A 22,165-nucleotide genomic window follows, 5' to 3' on the forward strand; every position below is an offset into this window, starting at 1 on the left:
TTAAACAAAAAAAATTAAATAAAACGTTCTCTTACCTCGTCGATGTCGTCCTCTTCAGTGCCAGCATGCTCGTGATGATCATGCTCTGCAACTGCCATCCCTATAAATAGGGCAGATAACATTGTAAAGATAAATGCCTGTAAAAAGGCTACTAATAATTCTATAACTGATAAGAACAAGGTAAGGAATATAGAAAGTCCTGTCGAACCTACTATACCGAACTGTGCTTTAAGCGTAATCATTAAGGCAATAAGACCCATAACTACAACGTGACCAGCTGTAATGTTTGCAAATAAACGTACAAGAAGCGAGAACGGCTTTGTAAGCAGACCTATTAACTCAATAGGTATTAAAGCTATTTTCATTAATACTGGAACGCCTGGCATCCAGAAAATGTGCATCCAGTAATCTTTATTACCACTAAATTGTACAATAATAAATGTAAATAAAGCAAGACATACGGTTACCGCTATTTGTCCCGTGATGTTAAACCCAAATGGTGTTAACCCTAAAAGGTTACTGATCCAGATTAAGAAAAACACGGTTAATAAATACCCCATGAATTTTCTATACTTAGTCTCACCTATATTAGGACGTGCAATCTCATCTCTTACATATAACACTAACGGCTCTAATACACGACCGAATCCAGTAGGGATCTTTTTAGTCTTGTACTGCTTTGCTAATGCACCAAAAACTAGTAGCATTAACAGGCCTATTAATAGAAGTCCAAAAACAGACTTCGTAATAGACATATCAAATACTCTATGAGCATTAGTAGGGTGATGATCTGCGTCAAAATTAATGGCAGTAGCACCACTATCTAACTCATATATCTTACTGTGCAGTTTTGTAAATGTGGCGTCGCCAGCTTTTACTAACACTTTTCCATCATCATCGTGATGAAACTTTGAAGACATAAAGAATTTTAAACCTTCACTAGACCAAACAATAACAGGCAAAGAAAAACCAACATGTTTTCTTACTCCAGCATCATCTGAATATGAGAATAAATGGAAGTCATGTGAATCTTTTAAGTGATGATCGATATAAGAATCGATTTCTTCTTTTGTATTCACTTTACCGCCATCTGATTCTATTTCATCATCAAAGGCATAATCACCATTATGTTCTTGAGCTTGTGCTGTCGCAAAAGCCGTAAAGATCAAAGCAAAAAAAGCTATTTTAAAGTACGCTCTATACATGTAAATCACCTTAAAAAGTTAGGTCTCTTAATTCGGGTGCAAATGTATGACAAAAAAACGTGTAAAAAGCGAGCTTTTAAAAGTTAATTTTTTACTGCTTTTTAAAGTTTTTTAAAGCTGCCAATTAATTCTGATTAAGCCACTTAATAACTATTGCCGCTTCTAAAAACAAAAAGATAAAATAAGGAATTAAAAAGCCTAATACCTCAACTTTTGATAAGCTAGGTCCAGTTATCAATTCTGGAAACATAATTAGGACAATTCCAAACTTTATAAAAACTAGTGCTAAAAAAGCAAATCCTAGCTTATCTGGTACTAATCCGAAGACGTATTTTAATGCGCTAACTGTAATAAAAGCTGCAACACCAAGAAAACTATAAGTTTTCCATAACGGAATAGTCGGATGATCTACTATTAAATAATGTATTCCAAAAATGGAAAGTGACAATAATAACAGCAACAAAAAGGTCTTGAGGTAAAAATTCATTTATAATGAGATGTGACTATTATATAAGTCTATGCTGTTTTACCTTTTTTATTACTGTCGCTCAAGTTTTTTACTCCAGTATTCATAGAACAGGTTGCATTAAAGGTTGCGCCTGGTTCTACAGCTAATTTAGAAATTACTACTTCACCGTCAATTACAGCACTAGATTTTAAAGTTAATAGACCAGTAACTGATAGTTTTCCTTTAAAATTTCCTTCTATATCTGCATTTCCACATTCTAGAGATCCATTAATTGATCCATCTTTACCGATAACGACTTTCGCAGGTGTTTGTAAAGTTCCATTGATGGTACCATCAATTCTAAAACCACCTTGACTAGTTATATCTCCTTCTATCACCGTACCGTGACTTATTCTATTTTGCGATTTTCCTGCTTCCATTTGTCCTTTTTTTGAACCTTTCTTATCGTTAAACATATTTAATGTGTTTAAAGCATTTCTTTTTCATAATCATCCAGGCTTTTATACACCTGTATGATTTTATAATTTTCTGTTGCAATAGGTATTGCTGTGTCGCTGATATTAAAACCATTGCTAGGATTAGCCATAAAGTCTCCTAATCCACGACTACCTAGTTTTGAAGTTAATCCATGAACAACAATTAAATTTTCTTGTGGATTATATACATCTACAGATACTGTAAATCCATATTTCTCTTGTTCAATGGCCTTTTCTAATTGATCTTTAAGTTGTTCTAACTTTTGATAATTAGTTTTCTCAATGCGATATATTAATTTAAAATCAGAAAGACCTTGCTCTGGCATAAAAGCCTCGGCTATTTTAAGTTTTTCTGCCTCTAATACTAACTTCTGTGCACTTTTCCCAACTTCAGTATTGGGAAAGTTAAGAGCGACAAAATCGATTCCTCGTTTGTACTCTTTGAAACCATACAATCTTCCTGCGGCAAAAGCTTTCAATAATTCTAATCTAGGTACAATAGGATCACCGTTAAATAAGGTAACATATCTTTCTACATTAGTGACCACGATTTCATAATTGCCTTTCTCGTATTCTTTGTATAGTCTTTTATATACAGCACTAGGACTAGCATTATCTTCTATTTTCGCGTCTGGATTCAATAAAATCTGTGCATATCTAGTATCTGGGAATTCATTAATGATACGGCTTTTGTATATATCCGCTTTCGCGAAAGCGCCACTCTCATTATATATAAGGTATAAATTGTATAATCCTGGAAGCAACAGTTTTTCAGCAGGCTCAAAAGTAATTAGATTTTCTAAACGACTTATTGCTAAATCATTGCGCTTAAATTTCTCCTTATAAATAACACCTAGCTGGTAATATGCAAAGTTACGAGCGCTCGCAATACTATCTAGCACACTCATCCCTTCTGGTAATTGATCGATATAAAACTCTGGAGTAAACTCTGGTCTTACCTCTTCTTCTACGAGTGCTTCATCTTCTTCTATAACAATCTCGCCACCACCATCATCTTTTTTATTCTTGCGTCTCCAGTTATTTTCTAATTTACGTTTTCCCCATTTTCTACGGAAATCTTGCTTTCCACGGGCAACGGTTTGTGGATTATAGAAGTAAAATGTAGGAGTACCTGAAAGTGTAGGTGTTGAAGGTGCACCGCCTATAGGGCCAAAAGCCGGTCCTGCGTTACCTCTCTTAGTCGTCTTATTATTTTGTATGGTTTGAAATGCATTTTGATTTTGAGCTTCTTTTAATGCTTCAACTTCAGCAAGTTTTGCTAGTCGCTCTTCCTCTGCTTTTAATTTTGCGATGTACTCGTTGTAATAAGCGATTTGTTGATCAGTAGACATGTCCAACACATTAAAAATACTGTCTGCGCTGCGACGCCTTTCTTCATAAAGAATAACATCTTCTAGATTATCTCTTTTCTTTTTTACCAATCGATGCTCTGGGCTGCGCTCAACATAATTAACCATGGCACTGTCATAATATTTACCTGCTGCAGCATATTTATTCTGGTTAAAACTTATTTTACCTAATGCACTATAATTGTTACCTCGCAAGTATTGATCTGTTCCACCTTTTGCCCTTAGTGATAAATTATAATAGGTTACCGCATCGTTGAGTGAATCTCTATTCTCAAAGTATATCGCCTTGCGAGAATAAATATGGTCTAACCATGGGCGATTCTCACGATTTTCTTCTAGGTCATTTAAAGTTTCTAACAATAATACTTCACTATCAGTACTATTATCAAAGAGTTTTATTTTTTCAATAAATGAATGCACATAATAGCGACGTGGCACCTTGCGATGCATTTCTATGATTTGATCAAACTTTACAAAGGCACTGTCTCGCTGTCCTGCCTTTGCAAAAAGCTGTCCTGCTATAAATTTATAGCGAGCGATGGTTTCTTTATTCTTAGTGAGATTTGCTGCACGATTCATGTAAATCAATGCGCTATCTATTTGTTCTAAGTTTAAAAAGGCTTGAGAAAGTGTCGCATTTGCATTTGCTAGATCTTCATTTTCTATAATCTCACTTTCTTCTTTAAGTAATTTAGTAAGATTAATGATGGCGGTTTCGTTATTCTCTAAGCGCATATTAGTGCGCTCACGCCATATTTTTGCCTGATTAAGTTGATCACTTTCTGGCATGAATTGCAAGATGTAATTAAATGCCTCTAACGCTGGGACAAATCTCTGGTCGTAGTACCTAGCTTTACCTAGCAATAGATAAGCATCATCAACTTGCGGATTGAACTCTTCTTCATTAACAAAAATCGAGTGTTTTTGAACTGCTTTTACAGCTTTCTCTTCGGCTCTTTCAAAATTAGGATTTGCCGGTTTCTGTCCTGGAAGAAATACCTCTTGCTTTAATTGCATACGTTCTACCGGTAAGATATCCCAATAGTCCTCGTTATATGTTGCTTCTAGTTCATCTAGTCCAGCTTGCAAGGCGAGATCACCATTATAAAGTACGTTATACTCAGTTCCAACCGCGTGTAGATTGCGACTTACAAATGAGTTTTTTTTACGACTACAACTAGTGACTATGACTAGTAGAAGTAAAAACGTTAAAATGTTAATAAGTGTGGTTCTCAAAAGCTCCTTTTTTATCTAGCTATCATAACTGCTTAAACAGCATAGATATTGTGAAAGGTCGTAAAAATAAGGATTTTTTATCCCTTAACTAAGAAAATGACCAAATGGAAGTTATCAACCGAACTATTAGAGTATAATTAATCTTTAAACCAGTAGATTTTTTTTGAGAAAAGACTCTTTAACCCGTATTGTCTTCCTGATTGAGTCTCCACGACATGTGGTTTAGGAGACAGAATAATTGAAGCTACTATAGGAGTTAATTTGCGCATGGTGCTATCTGGTTCAAAGATATACCCTGATAAAACCCATAACCCTAGAAACAATGCTAAAAACACAACACCATAGACTAGATACATTTTAATTTTGGCACTCATGACTTCAATTTTAATGCAAAGATAACTACAACTTGATAATCTTATTTGAAAACACGATTCTTAAACCATATTGCTTACCAGATTGATGCTCTTCTACATGAGGCTTTGGTGCAAGTAACCAACCACATGCCACTGGGATTACTGTAATCCAGAAAGTTGGATCCACTACATACTGTGATATGATATATCGTGCTATAAAGAAAATAGCTATAAAAATTACAACATGAATAACGTACATTTTTATCATAGCATTCATCATTATTCTTCTTCAGTTAACACAGTAGCAACTGGCGCATGAATTTCTGATATACCAATAAAATAGTCTTCTAATTCTTTAAAAGTAGCACTGCTTTTCTCAATATCTTTTACGACTCTTCCTTTCTCTAGTAACACCACTCTTTGTGCAACCTCTGTAACATGTATTAAATCATGACTAGATACTAAAACCGTTACTTCTGGATCATTTGCAAGATCTTTAATAATCTTCTTTAACCTGATTTGTGTAGATGGATCTAGGTTTGCAAATGGCTCATCTAATATCACAACTTGTGGTTTTCCTATTAAAGCTGCGACGATACCTACTTTTTTCTGGTTACCTTTTGATAGGTCACGCAAGTATTTTTTTTGACCTACAGCTTCACCGTTAAAGAAATCACTGTAGCTAGCGATGAGTGCATCGATATCTGCTTTGTTCTGTCCACGCAACTCACCGATGAAATAAAAATACTCTTCTGGAGTAAGGTAACCTATCAAAAAACTCTCATCTATAAAAGCACTAGTAAATGGTTTCCAGTCCTCACTTTGGTCGATTCTCACATCATTAGAAACGATATGACCACTAGATGGTTGAATTAAATCTAGTAATAATGAAAACAAGGTCGTTTTACCAGCACCGTTATTTCCAACTAGACCTATAGCCTGTCCCTTAGGAATTTCAAGGCTTTCGATGTCTAGAACTTTAGTACCGTTATATTGTTTTGAAAGGTTATTTATAGTAATCATAATAGTTGTGTTCTTTATTGTTGTGGTAATGACGCTTTCGCGAAAGCGTATTATATCTAATTAATGCTCTACTCTTAGTTTTTCTGAGAATAAGCGGCTATCGTGTCGTACTTCTCGTTTTTATAAATGTCTTCTATCATATCAAAAATCTTATTTCTGAAAAGCAATCCTAACACTCCAGTCGCTGCAATAGCTATAAATCCAGCTGACTCATTTATAGTTAACGCAAATGCGTAGTAAATCACCACTGGTAGTACTAGTTTAGGAATTAACAATAAAAGTGTTTTTGCATTAAACGCCTTAGAATCACCAAAGGCTTTTTTAGTCGTCATTAAATCTATAGGTGTTTTTACAAATGCGCCACCCCATAAAACCACTGAACTATTAAAGCCAATGTTATAAACAGCACCTGCGAGCATCCCGAACCACCAGTCTAGACCAAAGTATAAGTAGAACGTACACAGTAAAGTGCTTACCACAGTCGCTGCGACCATAAGCCACCATTTGCTAAGCAAAAACTCTCTGTAGGGAATATTTTGCGACATCATTAATTTATAATAACTACTATCCCAGCTAGGCACTAATCCACCAAAGCTGAATAAAAATCCACCGGTACAAAAAAGTCCTGCAAAGACCTTCATACCATTAATACTAGAATATAGATCATTCATGAAAAACAATCCATAAAGGACAAAGAAGAAGCCCATGATAAAGGTCATTTTTGCACGCTTGTTTCTTTTAATAAGTTTAATGTCGTTCTTTAGATAAGTAGATAGTTTACCGAAGCGGTCTAAGAAACTTAAATCCTCTGTGGTAGCTTCTTTTGCAACAGCTTTTAACCCTTCATCTAGATATAATTGTTTGATAAAGTAGTGGTATGCATAATATGTAGTCACTATGAATAATAATAATGGAATTATAAATGCCCAAGCGTTTTCATAAAAGAACATAAACATAGGACCTGTATATGCAGTGATGTCAAAAAGACCATAATACTGGGACAATCCTAAACCTGCTATCACCGCTAGTACTGGATAAAATACTTTATCCATATTATTCATAAATACATTAAGAAAATTAGCGGCTAGAGTGATAAATAACATCGCTAGATGCCAGCCTATAACTCCTATAACACTATAACCTTGTGCAATTAAAACAACGCTGAAAGGAATAAAAAAGAATGCTGGTAAAAAATTAAAAAAGGAAATAACAGTTTTACCTAGTGCATAATTGACAATCTTTCCTTTTTTAAACGGCAAATACAATAAGGGTTTTATGTTTGCAACAGGCATTTTTTGAAGCATGTATCGATAACCTATGTCTGCAAAAACCCAGTATATTAAAAAGCCGTTCACGACTTGAAAAGGGTTGTCTGCAACGATTTTACCTTTTTCAATAAACTCTTCAATGATAAAATAGCTTCCTACACCTAGGGCTCCAAAAGCAACTATAAAATATAACGCCCCAAAGGCCATTAAAATCTTGATGGCTAGATTCTGTTTGAACGCTGCACTTCTAAAGAAGCTTTTCCATTCTAGATTGATAAATTTTTTGATCATGGTTAGTGAATTTGAAGTATTAGTTACAAAAGTTGTAAAAATGTTACAGGTCAATTTTCCTTTCTTATTTTTGCAGCCGTTAAAAGTAGCCCCATGGAATTTCATAAACTCACTATACAACAAGTTACTAAGGTCACACCACAGGCCGTAGAAATTAGATTTGACATACCACAAGAACTGGTTTCAGATTTTAATTATCAATCTGGTCAGTATTTAACCTTAAAAGCAACTATAGATGGTAAAGAAGTACGACGTGCTTATTCACTTTCTAGTGCACCACACGAGAATCACTGGAGTGTCGTTGTTAAAGCCGTAGAAAAAGGAGTCTTCTCTAGCTATGCCATGACATTGCGTGCTGGAGATCAACTAGATGTAGCTGCACCAGAAGGGCTTTTTGTTCACGAAAAATCTACAAATGCACAAACCTACCTAGGTGTCGCTGCTGGTAGTGGTATCACACCTATTATCTCTATTATAAAAACGGTACTAGAAACAGAACCGGATAGTAAGTTTGCTCTTATTTATGGGAATCAAAGTATTTCTCAAACTATTTATTTTGAACAAATTAATGATCTTCAAGATCAATATGGCGATCGTTTTATCGTACGTTATAGTTTCTCTAGAGAAGAACGTGATGGCGAACTTTTTGGTCGCGTCACAAAAGGAAATTTAAACTTTTTCTTGAAGCAGGATTGTACAGATTATGCTTTTGCAAACGCTTATTTATGTGGCCCAGAAGACATGATCACCATGACGACCGATAATCTTGTAGAAAAAGAGATTATAGCTAAAGAAAACATACACTTTGAGCTTTTTTCTACTAAAGAGAATAAAATAGAAATCACAGAAGACTCACATTTAACTGAGGTTACCGTAATCCTAGATGATGAAGAGCATACGTTCACAATGAAGCGCAGTGACAACATGCTAGATGTCATGCTTAAAAATGATATCGATGCGCCATACAGCTGTCAGGGCGGAATTTGTAGTTCTTGTATTTGTCAAATAGAAGAAGGCAGCGCTCAAATGGCCAAAAATGCCATCCTTACAGACAGTGAGATTGCAGAAGGACTTTCTCTAGCATGTCAAGCTTACCCGACTAGTGCTAAGGTGAAAGTTAATTTTGATGAGGTGTAGATTTAAAATAGAATATAAAAAAGGGCAAACTCACGTTTGCCCTTTTTTTATTTTTTGAAATAATCAATTATATCACCATCTCAGGAACTTCTCCTTCCACAATTAAGTTTCCTTCAGTAGCAGCTTTTATATCTTCAACACTTACACCAGGTGCTCGTTCTAGAAGCACAAATCCTTTATCAGTCACATCCATCACAGCCATGTTAGTGACTACTTTAGTAATACAATTGACTCCTGTAAGTGGAAGCGAACATCTCTTTAATAATTTAGAAGCTCCAGCACGATTGGTATGCATCATGGCAACGATGATGTTTTCAGCGCTTGCTACTAAGTCCATGGCACCGCCCATTCCTTTTACCATTTTACCTGGTATTTTCCAGTTGGCTATATCACCATTTTCGGCAACTTCCATGGCTCCTAGAATAGTTAAATCTACATGCTGCCCACGAATCATCCCAAAACTCATAGAACTATCAAAAAAGCTCGCTCCTGGTAATGTGGTAATGGTTTGTTTACCTGCATTAATTACATCGGCATCTTCTTCTCCATCAAAAGGGAAAGGTCCCATTCCTAATACTCCATTCTCTGATTGAAATTCTACGTCTATTCCTTGCGGCACATAGTTTGCGACTAGAGTTGGGATCCCTATTCCTAGGTTTACGTAATATCCGTCTTTTACTTCTTTTGCGATTCTTTGTGCAATTTGTTCTTTAGTCAACATAATGTAAATGTGCTAATTTGTTAATATGATGATGTGTTAATTTTATATAAACACAAAAATGGTATTATTAATTATCTGAGTTACATCCTACTTTTAGTAGTGGCTATAATTCTAGATAATAGTTTTTCAATTGTTTCTAACTGTCCCAGCAAATCGGGTTTAGGCGATATTAAACTGTCTGATTTCGTGCACAGATATAGCCAATATCTGGTTTCAGAAGCTTCTTTTGCTGCGATTTTTAATTTATGAACAAAGTCCTTTCTACTTTCAGCATTTTGTGATTCGTTAATGTTTGCTCCTATGCTTGTGCCACTTCTAAATAACTGACTAGATATTTCAAAATGCTTTTCTTTTTTCAAATTTGCCGTGAATGAAATAATTTCTAATGCAAACTCTGTCGATTTTTCTAAAATTACATTTTTCTGCATACCATTATTATTACTCATCAGCACATTGTCACATCAGCACATTAAAAATTAATCACGCTGTCTAACAGTTCTCTGCTCAATTCTCTTTTCGTACTTAGCTCCTTGGAAAATACGTTTTACAAAGATTCCAGGAATGTGGATTTGGTTAGGATCTAGAGTTCCTGCAGGAACTAGTTCTTCAACCTCAGCAACCGTGATTGTTGCCGCACCAGCCATAACCGGATTAAAATTGCGAGCGGTTCCTTTAAAAATAAGATTACCAGCCTCATCACCTTTCCATGCTTTTACAAAAGCAAAATCTGCTTGAAATGCATGTTCTAGAATATGTGGTTTCCCACTAAAATCTCTTACTTCTTTTCCTTCGGCTACTTCAGTACCATAACCAGCTGGAGTAAAGAACGCAGGAATTCCAGCTTGTGCTGCTCTACATCGTTCTGCCAATGTTCCTTGTGGTATTAAATCTACTTCAAGTTCACCACTCAGCATTTGCCTTTCAAACTCGTCATTCTCTCCTACATAAGAGGATATCATTTTTTTGATTTGTTTCCCTTGTAATAGTAAACCTAATCCAAAATCATCTACTCCAGCATTATTAGATATACACGTTAAATCAGTAATACCTGTTTTTACCAGTTGTGCAATACTGTTTTCCGGGATTCCAGATAGGCCAAAACCGCCCACCATAAAGGTCATACCACTCTTAACGCCTTCCAGTGCTTCTTCTACACTACTTACCGTTCTATTAATCATGTAACTTTTATTTGCCTTAAAAATACAGTAATAATTCATTGTTATCAATAGCAAACCCTACCCAAAATAAGCAGTCGTGTTTTCTGATCATTTCCATAAATTGCAGTAAAAATTCTGTGCAGCATGATTATTAAAAGACATCTTATTGATCCATCGGTAGGTAGCAAAGGTTATTTCCCCATTAATTTATCTGTTGAGAATTCATTTTGGGATAAAAATGATGTGAGTGATATCGCAGTATTTGAAAAATATCTAGCAGAAAAAAGAGACAAGCATCAATCTTATGTTGCCCACGGTGGTTATCTAGAACAACGTGCCTTATATCGCAAAAATGTTCGTTTTCAATCTGGAATTACTCGTGATGTACATATGGGAATCGATTTATGGGCTCCAGCTGGCACTAGTGTTCATGCCGTAATGGATGGTGTGGTTCACTCTTTTGCACATAATGATGATGCTGGCAATTACGGTCCTACCATAATTTTAGAACATGACTGGAATGGCCAGAAAATCTACAGCCTATATGGACACTTATCCATTAGTGATATGGCAGATTGGGAAGTTGGAGTCCGCTTTCGCGAAAGCGAGAAAATAGCAACTCTGGGAACTCCACAAGAAAATGGTGGTTATTCACCACATCTACACTTTCAGGTAATGACAGATATGAGAGATTATCGTGGCGATTTTCCTGGTGTTGCTGCACAAGAAGAGTTAGCGAGTTATAAAAATATGATTCTAGATCCTAATCCGTTTATTTTTAACTAACGGTTTTATATATTTATAGAATGGATCACCAAGAATTACGTTCTATTCTCGCGCTTAAAAAAGCACCTCTTATAGGTGATATCATGGCCAAAAAGTTGATCAGAACCTTTGGTAGTGCGACGGTGGTTTTTGAACAATCGATGCGAGAAATAGCCGCAATTGAAGGAATAGGCGATAAAAAAGCACAGTTTATAAAGGCTACAGATTTATTTACCAAGGCCGATAAAGAACTGGAATACGTCCATAAAGAAGGGATCACCACCAGAATATACTATGAAGACAATTATCCTGAACGCCTACAATACTGTGTGGATGGACCGATTATTTTTTTTGAAAAAGGAAACATAGACTGGAACAATCCCTATACCTTGAGTATAGTAGGAACACGTCAGATCACCACAACTGGTGCTGCTTTTCTAGAAAAATTTATAGAAGAAATTGCTCCACTAAAACCACTAATCATAAGCGGTTATGCGTATGGTGTTGATATTCTTGCACATCAACTGGCTATTAAATATGGTTTACAGACTGTGGCTGTAGTCGCCCATGGACTGAATCAAACTTACCCGAGAAATCACGAAGCTTACAATGAGCAAATGATGGCAAACGGTGGTTTTGTAACGGACTTTTGGCACACGGCAACCTTTGACAGAAAAAATTTTCTGGGTCGTAATCGCATTATCGCTGGATTGAGTGAGGCAACGGTTGTTATAGAAAGTGCTGCAAAAGGTGGCTCACTGGTTACCGCAGATCTCGCTGCTGGTTATAACCGTGAAGTATTTGCTGTGCCAGGTCGTGTAAAGGATAAGTATTCTATAGGTTGTAATGAGCTCATCAAACAGTCCAAAGCTCATTTACTCACCAAAGCGGCTGATATCCCATACATTCTAGGCTGGAAAGAGCGCAATACTGGTGTGCAAAAACAGCTTTTTGTAGAACTCAATGAGGACGAAAAATTGATTTACCGTTACTTAAAAGAAAACGAAAAAGAACTCCTAGACATCATAGCAATAAACATCAATAAGCCTGTTCATCAAGTAGCATCATTACTGATGAGTATGGAATTAAAAGGTGTGATAAAACCACTGCCTGGGAAGATGTTTATGCTGGCGTAGATTTAAATCCTAGTCAAAGAAAACACCACATTTACTGGGAAAACATGAGGAGTAGCACCATTAGGACAATCATCCTGTAATAGAATTTCCATAGAATTTGCTAGATAGAGATCTAATTGATTAGATGATAAAGGATTAATATATAAACTAAAAGTACCACTCTGTCCACATTCATCAAAACCTGTGGCATCAAAACCATGGTAATATGCTATATATTGACCTTGGGAATCGAGATATATTCCAGAAATATCATGTGAATTATCAGGGAAATTAAAAGTTTGTACTAATACGTTACCATTTACATCTTCAATTTTATATTTGATGTTTAGTTGATCTGCAACAATATCAGCAAAAGGTCCGGTAATTTTTGTAATTGTAAAGGTTATTGTATTCCCATTGTGTACTCCTATAAAAGTACCTATGTATGGTGCTAAAGAATTATTGACATCTTTAATATAGGTCACATCATCTGGGATACTAATTTCTTGATCATCTGCGTAAATAGCAAATGTCTCTAAGTCCATAATTACCTGACAACTGGAAAGTTGAACAGTAATAATCATAAGAAAAGTTAGGTAATATCGTGTTTTAATTCCCTTTGTACGTTCCATTATTCTTTAAGTAAATCTGCTCTATTTACATTATTGCTTATCAAAAATTAAGATCTTAAAATAAGGAAGATAACTTGCTACAGAAGTACAATTGAGGTTAGGGCTTTCATTTGAAGTCATTCCAGAGAAATTAGTAGATAAAATTGCAAATTCCATTTTAGTCTTTACCATATTAGAATTAGTAATACTATTAGGGTCATGAAAAGGAAGTATAACAATACTTCTATCTTGACTGCATGGATCTGGCAGTTCAAGTCTATAACTTCCATCCATCTGGTAGCTTAAACCATAAGCCCGACCTAATTCAGGATCTGAAGAACTGACTAACTCATTACCGTTTGAATCTTTAATCACATACGTGAAATTGATTACATCATGAGTTATATTACTATATTGATTGGTATGCCTTTCGTACTCCACTACTATTTGAATAGTATTCCCATTATAAGTACCTATCCAGGTTCCTAAAAAATCATCAAGTACATGATCTACATCATTAATCTCGGTAACATCGCTAGGTAAATCAAGGTCATTATCAAAATAATAAGCTCTTTGCTCTAGACTTATTGCTTGTTGTCCATAAGAACAAACAAATAATAACATAATTATTAATTGACTAATTTTTATAGTTAGGTTCATATCGTTAAATCCTAGTCAAAGTAAACATAACGTTTGCAGGAAAAACATGTGGAGTCTCACCATTAGGGCAATCATCTTGTAATAAGATATCTGTAGAATTAGCTAGATATACTTTCATTTGATTAGATGATAAAGGATTAATATATAAACTAAAAGTACCACTCTGTCCACATTCATCAAAACCTGTGGCATCAAAACCATGGTAATATGCTATATATTGACCTTGGGAATCGAGATATATTCCAGATATATCATGTGAATTATCAGGGAAATTAAAGGTTTGTACTAATATGTTACCATTTGCATCTTCAATTTTATATTTAATATTTAATATATCACGGGTAATCCAATCTGTTTCTGTTAGTTTAGTTATGGTAAAGGTTATTGTATTCCCATTGTACGTTCCTATAAAAGTGCCTAGGTATGGTGCTAGAGAATTATTGACATCTTTAATATAGGTCACATCATCTGGGATACTAATTTCTTGATCATCTGCGTAAACAGCATATGTTTCTAAGTCCATAATTACCTGACAACTGGAAAGTTGAACAGTAAGAATTATGAGAAAAGTTAGGTAATATCGTGTTTTAATTTTCATAGCATGTTTCATCATCAATTTTATCTTTATTTCCATATAAAAAATATCTTTTTACTTTACCGTTATACCTTGTATTGTAAAGTGCAACATTTGTTACAGCCATTTCATCTTTTATAAATTTTAAAAGTCCTCTCTGTTTACCAAAGTCTTTAACATACTTGGCATATTTCTTTTCAAAGTCTTCAGGACTTAACATATTTACAGAACCACCAGATGGAATGTCTAATGCGCTACCTTCATACTTGAGCGTATAATTGCCTTTGGAGGATATCATGGTTACATATACTTTTTCTAATGGAATATTATTTGCAGCTGCATTACGTAATAACTTTAAAAAGACACCTACGTCACCTGGTGATGGTACTTTTATAGTGGCTGTCATCATAGGAGTACCATTTACACTAAAATCTCCATTAGGATAATTATCATAATGTGTATGCATCATTCCTATAGTTGTACTATCTATAGGAACATTGGTTATTGCGGTTCTATCTAATGATGATTCTACAGCAACAAAATTATCAGGACCAGATTCTACAAAGCCATACTCCTTAAGTTTCATCTAATTTGTCGTCCAATTGTTCAATCCTATTTTTAAATTCTTCTTCATTGAATCGTTTTCCAACATCTTCACATAAAGGATCAGTTTCTAGATTATTAATTGAATCTAGACCATCATTAGGACCTATTCCTATAATAGATTTATCCGGCTCCTCATCATCTGGTGGACTACCGCTAGTTACACCATTATCTCCTCCTGAAGGTGGATTACTATTTCCAGAACCACCACCGCCACCGGTGTCACATGGATCATCTGTATGCGTGATGGTAATCCATCGAGTAACGCATCTCATTCCACCTTTATCACTAGCCGTACAATTAGGATCATTAGGGTCTGTATGCCTTCCTGTGCCACTACAGTACGTTACAAAACAATCTTCATAATTGATATGTAGGCTGTCCACCACATTTCATTTGAAATTGAGAGATTAAACTGTCTCCATATACTCGTTGTATAGTTATGTTATCCATGTCATAATCTCTATCACCTATACTGGATAGGATACTAGGTGTTGCACCTGCAATGTATCATTTACTATAGTTAGCATGTAATTTTTTAAAATGGATTGCTTTTCAATACTGTCCTGTACAATTTGAAATGTATAAGTAGTGAAATCACTAGATTCCATAACTTCTATACGACTGGTATCAATTTGTATACCAGTGACACCTGATTTATTTATGGAACCTTTAGATAGAGCAAGAACTTTATCTTTTAAATCTGGGTTTTTTAATAATTGGTCAACGGTGATCACGCTTCCACTCAATTTAGGAAACATAAAGTCTTTCTCTTCTTGAGTAATGACATCATCCTTCTCACATGAAGTGACCGCAATTAAAGTAAACAAGAGTAAACCAATAATGGTAAAAATTGAAGAATTCTTCCTGAACATACATAATAAATTTAATAGTAATCAAGGATTTGATACCATTTAACTGTTCTACTATATATTAATCATGGGGAACTTAAATCTAGTTCAAATTATGTAAGAAAAAAAACTAGTTAACATTATTTAACTTTTATGCCATATGACGAGTGCTCCTTACCTGTTTAAAATTAGTCGAATTACAAGAACAATATCGCCAAATGTTATCGCTTTATAAAGAGAAATTCCTGAAAAGTAAATTGCCTCACTTTGCCTATAATGACAGTATTTAATCAGTTGGTTTGTTTATTAATATCCCAACTTCTCCCTAACACGTTTCAATGTAGCATTTGCGATTAAGGTAGCTTTTGCAGCACCAGCTTCTAAAGCAGCATCAATCTCTTGCTTATTCTCCATAAAGTGATTGTAGCGTTCTCTAATAGGTCCAAATTTTTCTAAAATAGCCTCAAATAGAGCTTGCTTTGCATGACCATAACCATAATTTCCTGCCGCATAGTTTGCTCTCATTGCTGCAACTTTATCTTCTGTAGCGATTATTTTATACAGTGCAAATACATTACAAGTCTCAGTATCCTTAGGTTCTTCAAGTGGCGTACTGTCTGTTTCTATAGACATGACTTGTTTGCGCAGCTTCTTATCTGCTAGGAATATATTGATATAATTCCCTTTGGACTTACTCATTTTATCACCATCTGTACCAGGTACGAGCATCGTGCTTTCTTGAATTTTACCTTCAGGTTCTATGAGAGTTTCTCCCATTGCGTTATTGAATTTACCTGCTACTTCTCTAGTAATCTCAATATGTTGCAGTTGGTCTTTCCCTACAGGTACTACCTGTGCATCATATAATAAAATGTCTGCCGCCATAAGCATAGGATAGGTAAATAATCCAGCGTTTACATCCTGTAAGCGGTCTGCTTTATCCTTAAAACTATGCGCTAGAGTTAATCGCTGATAAGGAAAGAAACAGTTTAAATACCAGTTCAACTCAGTTACCTGCGGTACATCACTTTGTCTATAAAAAGTAGTCTCATTTATGTCTAGACCACAAGCTAACCATGCTGCAGCTGTAGAATAAGTGTTTTCTCTTAAAGTCTCGCCGTCTTTAATTTGAGTAAGTGAATGCAAGTCTGCTATAAAAAGAAAAGCATCATTTTCTTTTTGTGCAGACATTTCTATAGCTGGTAAAATGGCTCCTAATAAATTTCCTAAATGTGGAGTTCCTGTAGATTGTACACCGGTAAGTATTCTAGACATGGTCATTGTATTGAGTTGCAAAGGTAAATTACTCTCACTATTATGCGCAAAGTATTAAGTACAAACTATTGTTTAAATAAAGTCTTTTCAAGCATTAATAATAGAAATGATTTAAAGTTCAAGACCACATCCGGATAAGCCTAATAGACTGTTTTATGTTTTAGACACCATAAATGGAACCTATTAAGAGATATTATATCTAATTCGATAAGCTTTTTATAACACTCTAGATTAAACGGTAGGAATCGATTGTTACCTCATAATTTCTTCTATTTTTGGTGGCTTGAAATGGTTGCGCTACATATTGATGCCTTTATACCGTGTATGGTTCTATATACTGATGGGAGTTCCTATCATTATACTATTTCCTATACTGGTTGTCTTCACTATTTCAGAAAAAACGTATCATATCTTTTTTGCTATCGCTCGATTTTGGGCAGCTATAATTATTTACGGTATGGGTTTCTGGCCCATTATTAAACGTGAAGAGCCTATGCAAAAAGGACAGAGTTATATGCTGGTAGCAAATCACACCAGCATGACAGATATTATGATCATGTTACTGGTTTCTAAAAACCCATTTGTTTTTGTAGGTAAAGCTGAACTGGCCAAGATTCCTATTTTCGGTTTCTTTTATAAGCGCACCTGTATACTTGTAGATCGCAATAATCCCAGAAGTCGTAAAGCCGTTTTTGATAGAGCACGCGCTAGACTTTCTACTGGTGTCGGTATTTGTATTTTTCCAGAAGGTGGCGTACCTGATGATATGAATGTAACATTAGACTCTTTTAAAGATGGCGCTTTCAGACTTGCTATCGAGCATGAGATTCCTGTATTACCAGTTACTTTATTTGATAATAAGCAGCGCTTTCCTTTCCATTTCTTCTATGGCGGACCGGGAAAAATGCGTGCTCTTACTCATAAAGCTATTGATACTGCTGGTATGAACTTAAAGGAAGATAAAATACGCTTTCGCGAAAGTGTGAGAACAATCATCTTATCATCTCTCGAAAACGATCTTAAATAGAAAACCGCTCCATGGCACTGGAACGGTTCTCATCATCATTGCAAAATAATTGAGTTTAACTTAACCAACCTCAATATTCTTCTTTTTCAACTTAACTATTTGCGACCTGCAATGACCGGTCTATGATTTAAAATCTGTAAGTGATACCACTATAGATACCTACATTAAATGGTTTAAAATCTGCTGTGTTTTCTTTTAATGCATTGAGCTGATATTTAAACATAGGCTCAACAGTGATACCTAGCTGATCTGTAAATAGGTAATCTATACCTAACCCAAAGTTTGCACTGTGATTAAAGGAGTTAAAATTATCATCTTCACCTAATTCTAATTTTGAAGTATTATTAGTAACGGCGATACTATTATCTGTAAGGAATAAAGCACTTAATCCACCCATGACGTTAACGCTCAACTTGCGGTCTAACAACTTATACTTTAATTCTAGTGGTACTTCTAGATAGCCTAATCGTTGAGATATTTCTCCTTGAAAACCTGTGAAGGTATTGTCTGATAAAAATTCTTGAGAAAAAGAACTACCTAAATCTGCTGTTGAGACAGCACCTGGATTAGATACTGCATTTCTATCATAAGAGTTTACAGATAGTAATTGCACATCACCTGGTTGCACAGTAACACCATAGACAATATCGTTAGTCGTATAGCTTAAATTAACTTTATGCACACCTGTGCGCACAGATAAACGTGATGATAGATTGTAGCCTACACTCACACCATAACTAAGGTTTAATCCTGCTGCTTTATTATTATCTGCAAATTCTTGATCAATGGATGATCCACCCATCGTACTAGAGTAAATAGGTGCGATAACACTAGAAGCATTCCACTTCTTAAATGGAATTGCGTCTGCGTCTTTCTCATTTTCATCTTCTTCTTGCTGGGCGACAGCATCTTCTAAAGATTTACCTGTTAAGGTAGAGTCTTGAGGTATGGTAGTCGCTGCTATATCTGTATTTGATGGTAACGCTGTCTTAACCTGACCATCTTTATTCTCAGATTGTGCAGTGTTACTTGCAGAATTCTGACTGTGTTCATTTGAATTAGTAGCATTGATTGCTATATAAGGTCGTTTAGTAGATTGATTGATTGCAAATCTAGTTTCATCAGCATTTTTAATTGCTTTATTCTTAACACGGTTTATGTTATCACTAGATGGTTGATTATCAGATGTGGTTGTATATGATGTCTTTTGATTAACTGAACTGCTATTATTAATAATAGATTTTTGAGATGCATCTTTACCTATGCTTGCTTTATCACTATTTGAAGCAGTTGTGCCCGAATGAGCAACATTAGTTTTATCAGCTTCATTAAGTAATTTATCATCACTAGTTACTAAATCAGTATTTGATACTGTGTTTGAACTTGAATTATCTAAAACAAGATTATCATCAGCGTTGTTTTTATGAAATAAATTGTCCTTGTTAACCGCACCATCTAGCGTCTCTTCATCTGAAGAGTTGCTATTTACGTCATTAATTTCTGTAACAATTTGCTGGTCTACCTCTGTATTGTTTTTGAAGCTGGAATAACCAGTATATGCTAGTGTAGTTAATAGAGCTATTCCGGCAGCAATCCCTATCCATTTAATCCATAGAGGAAATACCGCGACTGGTTTTTTACCATCGAGTTGTTTCTCAATATTATCCCAAGCAGCCATAGGCGGCGCTGCTTCAAAATCTTTGAAGCGTTCTTGAAATAAACGATCTATGTTCTTTTTATCACTCATTCTATTCAACTGGCGTTGCAATTGTTATTAATACGCCATTTATTAATCATTTCTTTTAAATGTTGTCTAGCTCTCGCGAGGTTAGACTTTGATGTTCCTTCTGTTATTTCCATCATGCTAGCTATTTCTTTATGAGAATAACCATCAAGAACGTACATTGAAAAAACCATTCTATATCTATCTGGTAATTGTTGTACCATATTCAATAGACTATTAAGGTCTATATCTTCTATTTCTTCAACCTCATCTTGCACATCTTTAATCTGATCTTCATTAACTAGATTAAAAACTTTTTTTTTACGATACCGTTGTAATGCGGTATTTACAGCAATCCTTCTACACCATCCTTCAAACGATCCATCATCTTTAAATTGATCTATCTTATTAAAAACGACAATAAAAGTATCCTGTAATACATCTTGTGCTTCTTCATAACTAGGTGCATACTTCAAACAGCTCGCAAAAAGGTTTCCAGAAAATCTATCATAGATTTCTTTCTGTGCCTTGCGATTATGCTTCTTGCATTCATTAATAAGTTCTTTTAGAACCACATGATACTGTTAAATTATTCCAATACAAAAACTGTATATTCTAAATAAGTTTCTTCATTATTAGGTCCTAGACCATTGAAAAATCTAAAAACATAGCTACCATTACTAGCGGCTGTAAATCTTAAAGTTTGCTCTTCGACAATTACAGAATCACCGGTAGTACAGTTACCAGAGTCTAATTGAGCCAATACGGTTGAGATATTGCGCACATTAAGATCTGCTGTTACACTAAAACCATCAAACACATGACAATCAGTTGGTTTAGTATAAAAAACTGGTATGTAATAAGTCTCCCCAAAATCAAATGTGGATGGCATTTGTACACTATCAACTGCCACTAAACTATAAGAAACCTTAAGACCGTCATCCGAGATCTCGCAGCTACTTAAAGTAAGTAGACTCAAAATAGTGATTATTATAAAAAAATATTTCATGTTCATCTTCTTTATTCTATTGCATAGATGCATTAACTATTGAAAGGTTGCGTTAAGCTCATAAAAAAATCGCTTACTTTTTCCTTTACAGGTCAAAAGTAAGCGATAGATTATAATAGTTATAAATATCTAACTGTTAACCAGCCTTATAGCTTCCATTATTTTAGCCTGCAATTCATCGGCTAGATCTGGATTATCTTTAAGGATATTTTTAACAGAATCTCTTCCTTGTCCTAACTTAGTGTCTTCATAAGAGAACCACGATCCTGCTTTATTGATAATTTCATACTCAACACCTAGATCAATAATTTCACCTAATATAGAAACACCTTCACCATACATGATATCAAACTCTGCAGTACGGAATGGTGGTGCTACTTTGTTTTTTACCACTTTTACTCGTGTTTTATTCCCTAAGACGCTACCTGAAGTATCCTTAATTTGAGTAGATCTTCTAATATCTAATCTAACCGAAGCATAAAATTTCAATGCATTACCACCAGTAGTCGTCTCTGGATTACCGAACATGACACCAATCTTTTCTCTTAATTGGTTAATGAACATTACGGTACAGTTAGTTTTGGAAATAGTACCTGTCATTTTACGTAATGCTTGTGACATTAAACGTGCATGAAGTCCCATTTTACTATCTCCCATTTCACCTTCTATCTCACTTTTTGGAGTAAGAGCGGCAACAGAATCAATTACAATAATATCTATTGCTCCAGATCTTATAAGGTTTTCAGCAATTTCTAATGCTTGCTCACCATGGTCTGGTTGCGAAATAATCAGATTATCAATATCAACTCCTAACTTCTCTGCATAGAATCGATCAAAAGCGTGCTCTGCATCAATAAAAGCTGCAATACCACCTGCTTTCTGTGCCTCGGCAATAGCGTGTAATGTAAGTGTTGTTTTACCAGAAGATTCTGGTCCATAAATTTCTACTACTCTACCTCTAGGGTAACCGCCTACTCCTAGCGCAGCGTTTAATGCAAGTGATCCTGTAGGTATGCTTTCTACCTCAACAACTTGCTTATCGCCCATTTTCATAACGGCACCTTTACCGTATGCTTTATCTAATTTATCTAGTGTTAGCTTTAATGCTTTTAATTTTGCTTCCTTCTCTTTATCTTCTTTCTTATCTGCCATTTTAATTCTATTTGCTGTAAAAATACAACCCATTATTTATTAGAACAATGAAAGTTGATTTGGGTTATTAACTTTATGAAAATTCTGCTTTCGC

At 35.0% G+C, this 22,165-nt stretch carries 26 protein-coding genes; 4 read left to right on the forward strand and 22 right to left on the reverse strand.

The window, feature by feature from the left end; genetic code table 11:
* Window positions 1-14: 14 nt before the first annotated feature.
* From atpB to ACJJVI_RS05370, 8 genes are all read right to left on the reverse strand, one after another.
* Window positions 15-1,205, reverse strand: coding sequence for a F0F1 ATP synthase subunit A (atpB, locus tag ACJJVI_RS05335; RefSeq protein ID WP_348022108.1), 1,191 nt, complete (start codon window positions 1,203-1,205; stop codon window positions 15-17).
* 124 nt (window positions 1,206-1,329) lie between these two features.
* Window positions 1,330-1,692 carry a hypothetical protein gene (locus ACJJVI_RS05340; protein ID WP_036583462.1) on the reverse strand — a complete coding sequence of 121 codons (363 nt, stop codon included), beginning with the start codon at window positions 1,690-1,692 and terminating at the stop codon, window positions 1,330-1,332.
* Between the two features lie 29 nt (window positions 1,693-1,721).
* Window positions 1,722-2,129: a polymer-forming cytoskeletal protein gene (locus ACJJVI_RS05345; protein WP_036583460.1), complete on the reverse strand. Its 408-nt coding sequence runs from the start codon at window positions 2,127-2,129 to the stop codon at window positions 1,722-1,724.
* An 11-nt stretch (window positions 2,130-2,140) separates the two neighbouring features.
* On the reverse strand, window positions 2,141-4,756 hold the full coding sequence (locus tag ACJJVI_RS05350; protein WP_405350870.1) for a tetratricopeptide repeat protein: 2,616 nt from the start codon (window positions 4,754-4,756) through the stop codon (window positions 2,141-2,143).
* A gap of 137 nt (window positions 4,757-4,893) precedes the next feature.
* Window positions 4,894-5,130: a hypothetical protein gene (locus ACJJVI_RS05355; protein WP_405350871.1), complete on the reverse strand. Its 237-nt coding sequence runs from the start codon at window positions 5,128-5,130 to the stop codon at window positions 4,894-4,896.
* 25 nt (window positions 5,131-5,155) lie between these two features.
* On the reverse strand, window positions 5,156-5,377 hold the full coding sequence (locus ACJJVI_RS05360; protein ID WP_146128639.1) for a hypothetical protein: 222 nt from the start codon (window positions 5,375-5,377) through the stop codon (window positions 5,156-5,158).
* Between the two features lie 11 nt (window positions 5,378-5,388).
* Complete coding sequence (locus ACJJVI_RS05365) at window positions 5,389-6,132, reverse strand: ABC transporter ATP-binding protein (RefSeq protein WP_042244998.1); 744 nt, start codon at window positions 6,130-6,132, stop codon at window positions 5,389-5,391.
* A gap of 74 nt (window positions 6,133-6,206) precedes the next feature.
* Window positions 6,207-7,691 (reverse strand): DUF5687 family protein, encoded by a 1,485-nt coding sequence (locus tag ACJJVI_RS05370; RefSeq protein WP_317290416.1) that lies wholly within the window; start codon window positions 7,689-7,691, stop codon window positions 6,207-6,209.
* 93 nt (window positions 7,692-7,784) lie between these two features.
* Between ACJJVI_RS05370 and ACJJVI_RS05375 the strand changes: the two genes are divergently transcribed.
* The gene (locus ACJJVI_RS05375) at window positions 7,785-8,828 is read left to right on the forward strand and encodes a 2Fe-2S iron-sulfur cluster-binding protein (protein WP_405350874.1); all 1,044 of its coding nucleotides are present in this window, start codon (window positions 7,785-7,787) and stop codon (window positions 8,826-8,828) included.
* A 67-nt stretch (window positions 8,829-8,895) separates the two neighbouring features.
* Here the strand turns inward: ACJJVI_RS05375 and ACJJVI_RS05380 are convergent, their stop codons facing one another.
* From ACJJVI_RS05380 to ACJJVI_RS05390, 3 genes are all read right to left on the reverse strand, one after another.
* Window positions 8,896-9,549, reverse strand: a complete 654-nt coding sequence (locus ACJJVI_RS05380) for a CoA transferase subunit B (protein ID WP_042294211.1) — start codon at window positions 9,547-9,549, stop codon at window positions 8,896-8,898.
* A gap of 80 nt (window positions 9,550-9,629) precedes the next feature.
* Window positions 9,630-9,977 carry a four helix bundle protein gene (locus ACJJVI_RS05385; RefSeq protein ID WP_405350875.1) on the reverse strand — a complete coding sequence of 116 codons (348 nt, stop codon included), beginning with the start codon at window positions 9,975-9,977 and terminating at the stop codon, window positions 9,630-9,632.
* A 48-nt stretch (window positions 9,978-10,025) separates the two neighbouring features.
* Window positions 10,026-10,727, reverse strand: coding sequence for a CoA transferase subunit A (locus ACJJVI_RS05390; RefSeq protein ID WP_405350877.1), 702 nt, complete (start codon window positions 10,725-10,727; stop codon window positions 10,026-10,028).
* Window positions 10,728-10,850: 123 nt separating this feature from the next.
* Here ACJJVI_RS05390 and ACJJVI_RS05395 point away from each other — a divergent pair, with 123 nt between their 5' ends.
* Together ACJJVI_RS05395 and dprA are read left to right on the forward strand one after the other, a co-directional pair.
* Window positions 10,851-11,492 carry a peptidoglycan DD-metalloendopeptidase family protein gene (locus ACJJVI_RS05395; protein ID WP_405350878.1) on the forward strand — a complete coding sequence of 214 codons (642 nt, stop codon included), beginning with the start codon at window positions 10,851-10,853 and terminating at the stop codon, window positions 11,490-11,492.
* Between the two features lie 20 nt (window positions 11,493-11,512).
* Window positions 11,513-12,607, forward strand: a complete 1,095-nt coding sequence (gene dprA / locus ACJJVI_RS05400) for a DNA-processing protein DprA (RefSeq protein ID WP_348022099.1) — start codon at window positions 11,513-11,515, stop codon at window positions 12,605-12,607.
* 2 nt (window positions 12,608-12,609) lie between these two features.
* On the opposite strand, the gene ACJJVI_RS05405 is transcribed toward dprA, so the two are convergent.
* From ACJJVI_RS05405 to trpS, 7 genes are all read right to left on the reverse strand, one after another.
* Window positions 12,610-13,218: a hypothetical protein gene (locus tag ACJJVI_RS05405; RefSeq protein WP_042245016.1), complete on the reverse strand. Its 609-nt coding sequence runs from the start codon at window positions 13,216-13,218 to the stop codon at window positions 12,610-12,612.
* A gap of 30 nt (window positions 13,219-13,248) precedes the next feature.
* Entirely contained in the window at window positions 13,249-13,821 is a 573-nt protein-coding gene (locus ACJJVI_RS05410; RefSeq protein ID WP_152557857.1) for a hypothetical protein, read from the reverse strand.
* 40 nt (window positions 13,822-13,861) lie between these two features.
* Window positions 13,862-14,455 (reverse strand): hypothetical protein, encoded by a 594-nt coding sequence (locus ACJJVI_RS05415; protein WP_405350880.1) that lies wholly within the window; start codon window positions 14,453-14,455, stop codon window positions 13,862-13,864.
* Entirely contained in the window at window positions 14,445-15,017 is a 573-nt protein-coding gene (locus ACJJVI_RS05420; protein WP_042245022.1) for a hypothetical protein, read from the reverse strand. Before ACJJVI_RS05420 ends, ACJJVI_RS05415 begins: the two co-directional genes overlap by 11 nt.
* A complete protein-coding gene (locus ACJJVI_RS05425) occupies window positions 15,007-15,420 on the reverse strand; it encodes a hypothetical protein (protein ID WP_405350881.1) in 414 nt (137 codons plus the stop codon). Before ACJJVI_RS05425 ends, ACJJVI_RS05420 begins: the two co-directional genes overlap by 11 nt.
* 84 nt (window positions 15,421-15,504) lie before the next feature.
* A complete protein-coding gene (locus ACJJVI_RS05430; protein ID WP_348022097.1) occupies window positions 15,505-15,909 on the reverse strand; it encodes a hypothetical protein in 405 nt (134 codons plus the stop codon).
* Window positions 15,910-16,191: 282 nt separating this feature from the next.
* Complete coding sequence (gene trpS / locus ACJJVI_RS05435; protein WP_042269158.1) at window positions 16,192-17,160, reverse strand: tryptophan--tRNA ligase; 969 nt, start codon at window positions 17,158-17,160, stop codon at window positions 16,192-16,194.
* Between the two features lie 340 nt (window positions 17,161-17,500).
* On the opposite strand from trpS, the gene ACJJVI_RS05440 reads away from it, so the two are divergent.
* Complete coding sequence (locus tag ACJJVI_RS05440; protein ID WP_042245031.1) at window positions 17,501-18,187, forward strand: 1-acyl-sn-glycerol-3-phosphate acyltransferase; 687 nt, start codon at window positions 17,501-17,503, stop codon at window positions 18,185-18,187.
* A gap of 127 nt (window positions 18,188-18,314) precedes the next feature.
* Here the strand turns inward: ACJJVI_RS05440 and ACJJVI_RS05445 are convergent, their stop codons facing one another.
* From ACJJVI_RS05445 to recA, 4 genes are all read right to left on the reverse strand, one after another.
* On the reverse strand, window positions 18,315-19,934 hold the full coding sequence (locus ACJJVI_RS05445; protein WP_405350883.1) for an outer membrane beta-barrel protein: 1,620 nt from the start codon (window positions 19,932-19,934) through the stop codon (window positions 18,315-18,317).
* Between the two features lie 5 nt (window positions 19,935-19,939).
* Entirely contained in the window at window positions 19,940-20,485 is a 546-nt protein-coding gene (locus ACJJVI_RS05450) for an RNA polymerase sigma factor (RefSeq protein ID WP_042295084.1), read from the reverse strand.
* A 14-nt stretch (window positions 20,486-20,499) separates the two neighbouring features.
* Window positions 20,500-20,919 carry a hypothetical protein gene (locus ACJJVI_RS05455; protein WP_405350884.1) on the reverse strand — a complete coding sequence of 140 codons (420 nt, stop codon included), beginning with the start codon at window positions 20,917-20,919 and terminating at the stop codon, window positions 20,500-20,502.
* Between the two features lie 129 nt (window positions 20,920-21,048).
* Window positions 21,049-22,071 carry a recombinase RecA gene (recA, locus tag ACJJVI_RS05460; protein ID WP_036583413.1) on the reverse strand — a complete coding sequence of 341 codons (1,023 nt, stop codon included), beginning with the start codon at window positions 22,069-22,071 and terminating at the stop codon, window positions 21,049-21,051.
* Window positions 22,072-22,165 lie beyond the last annotated feature (94 nt).

The organism is Nonlabens sp. Asnod3-H03, assembly GCF_045063665.1.
Taxonomy (GTDB): domain Bacteria; phylum Bacteroidota; class Bacteroidia; order Flavobacteriales; family Flavobacteriaceae; genus Nonlabens; species Nonlabens ulvanivorans.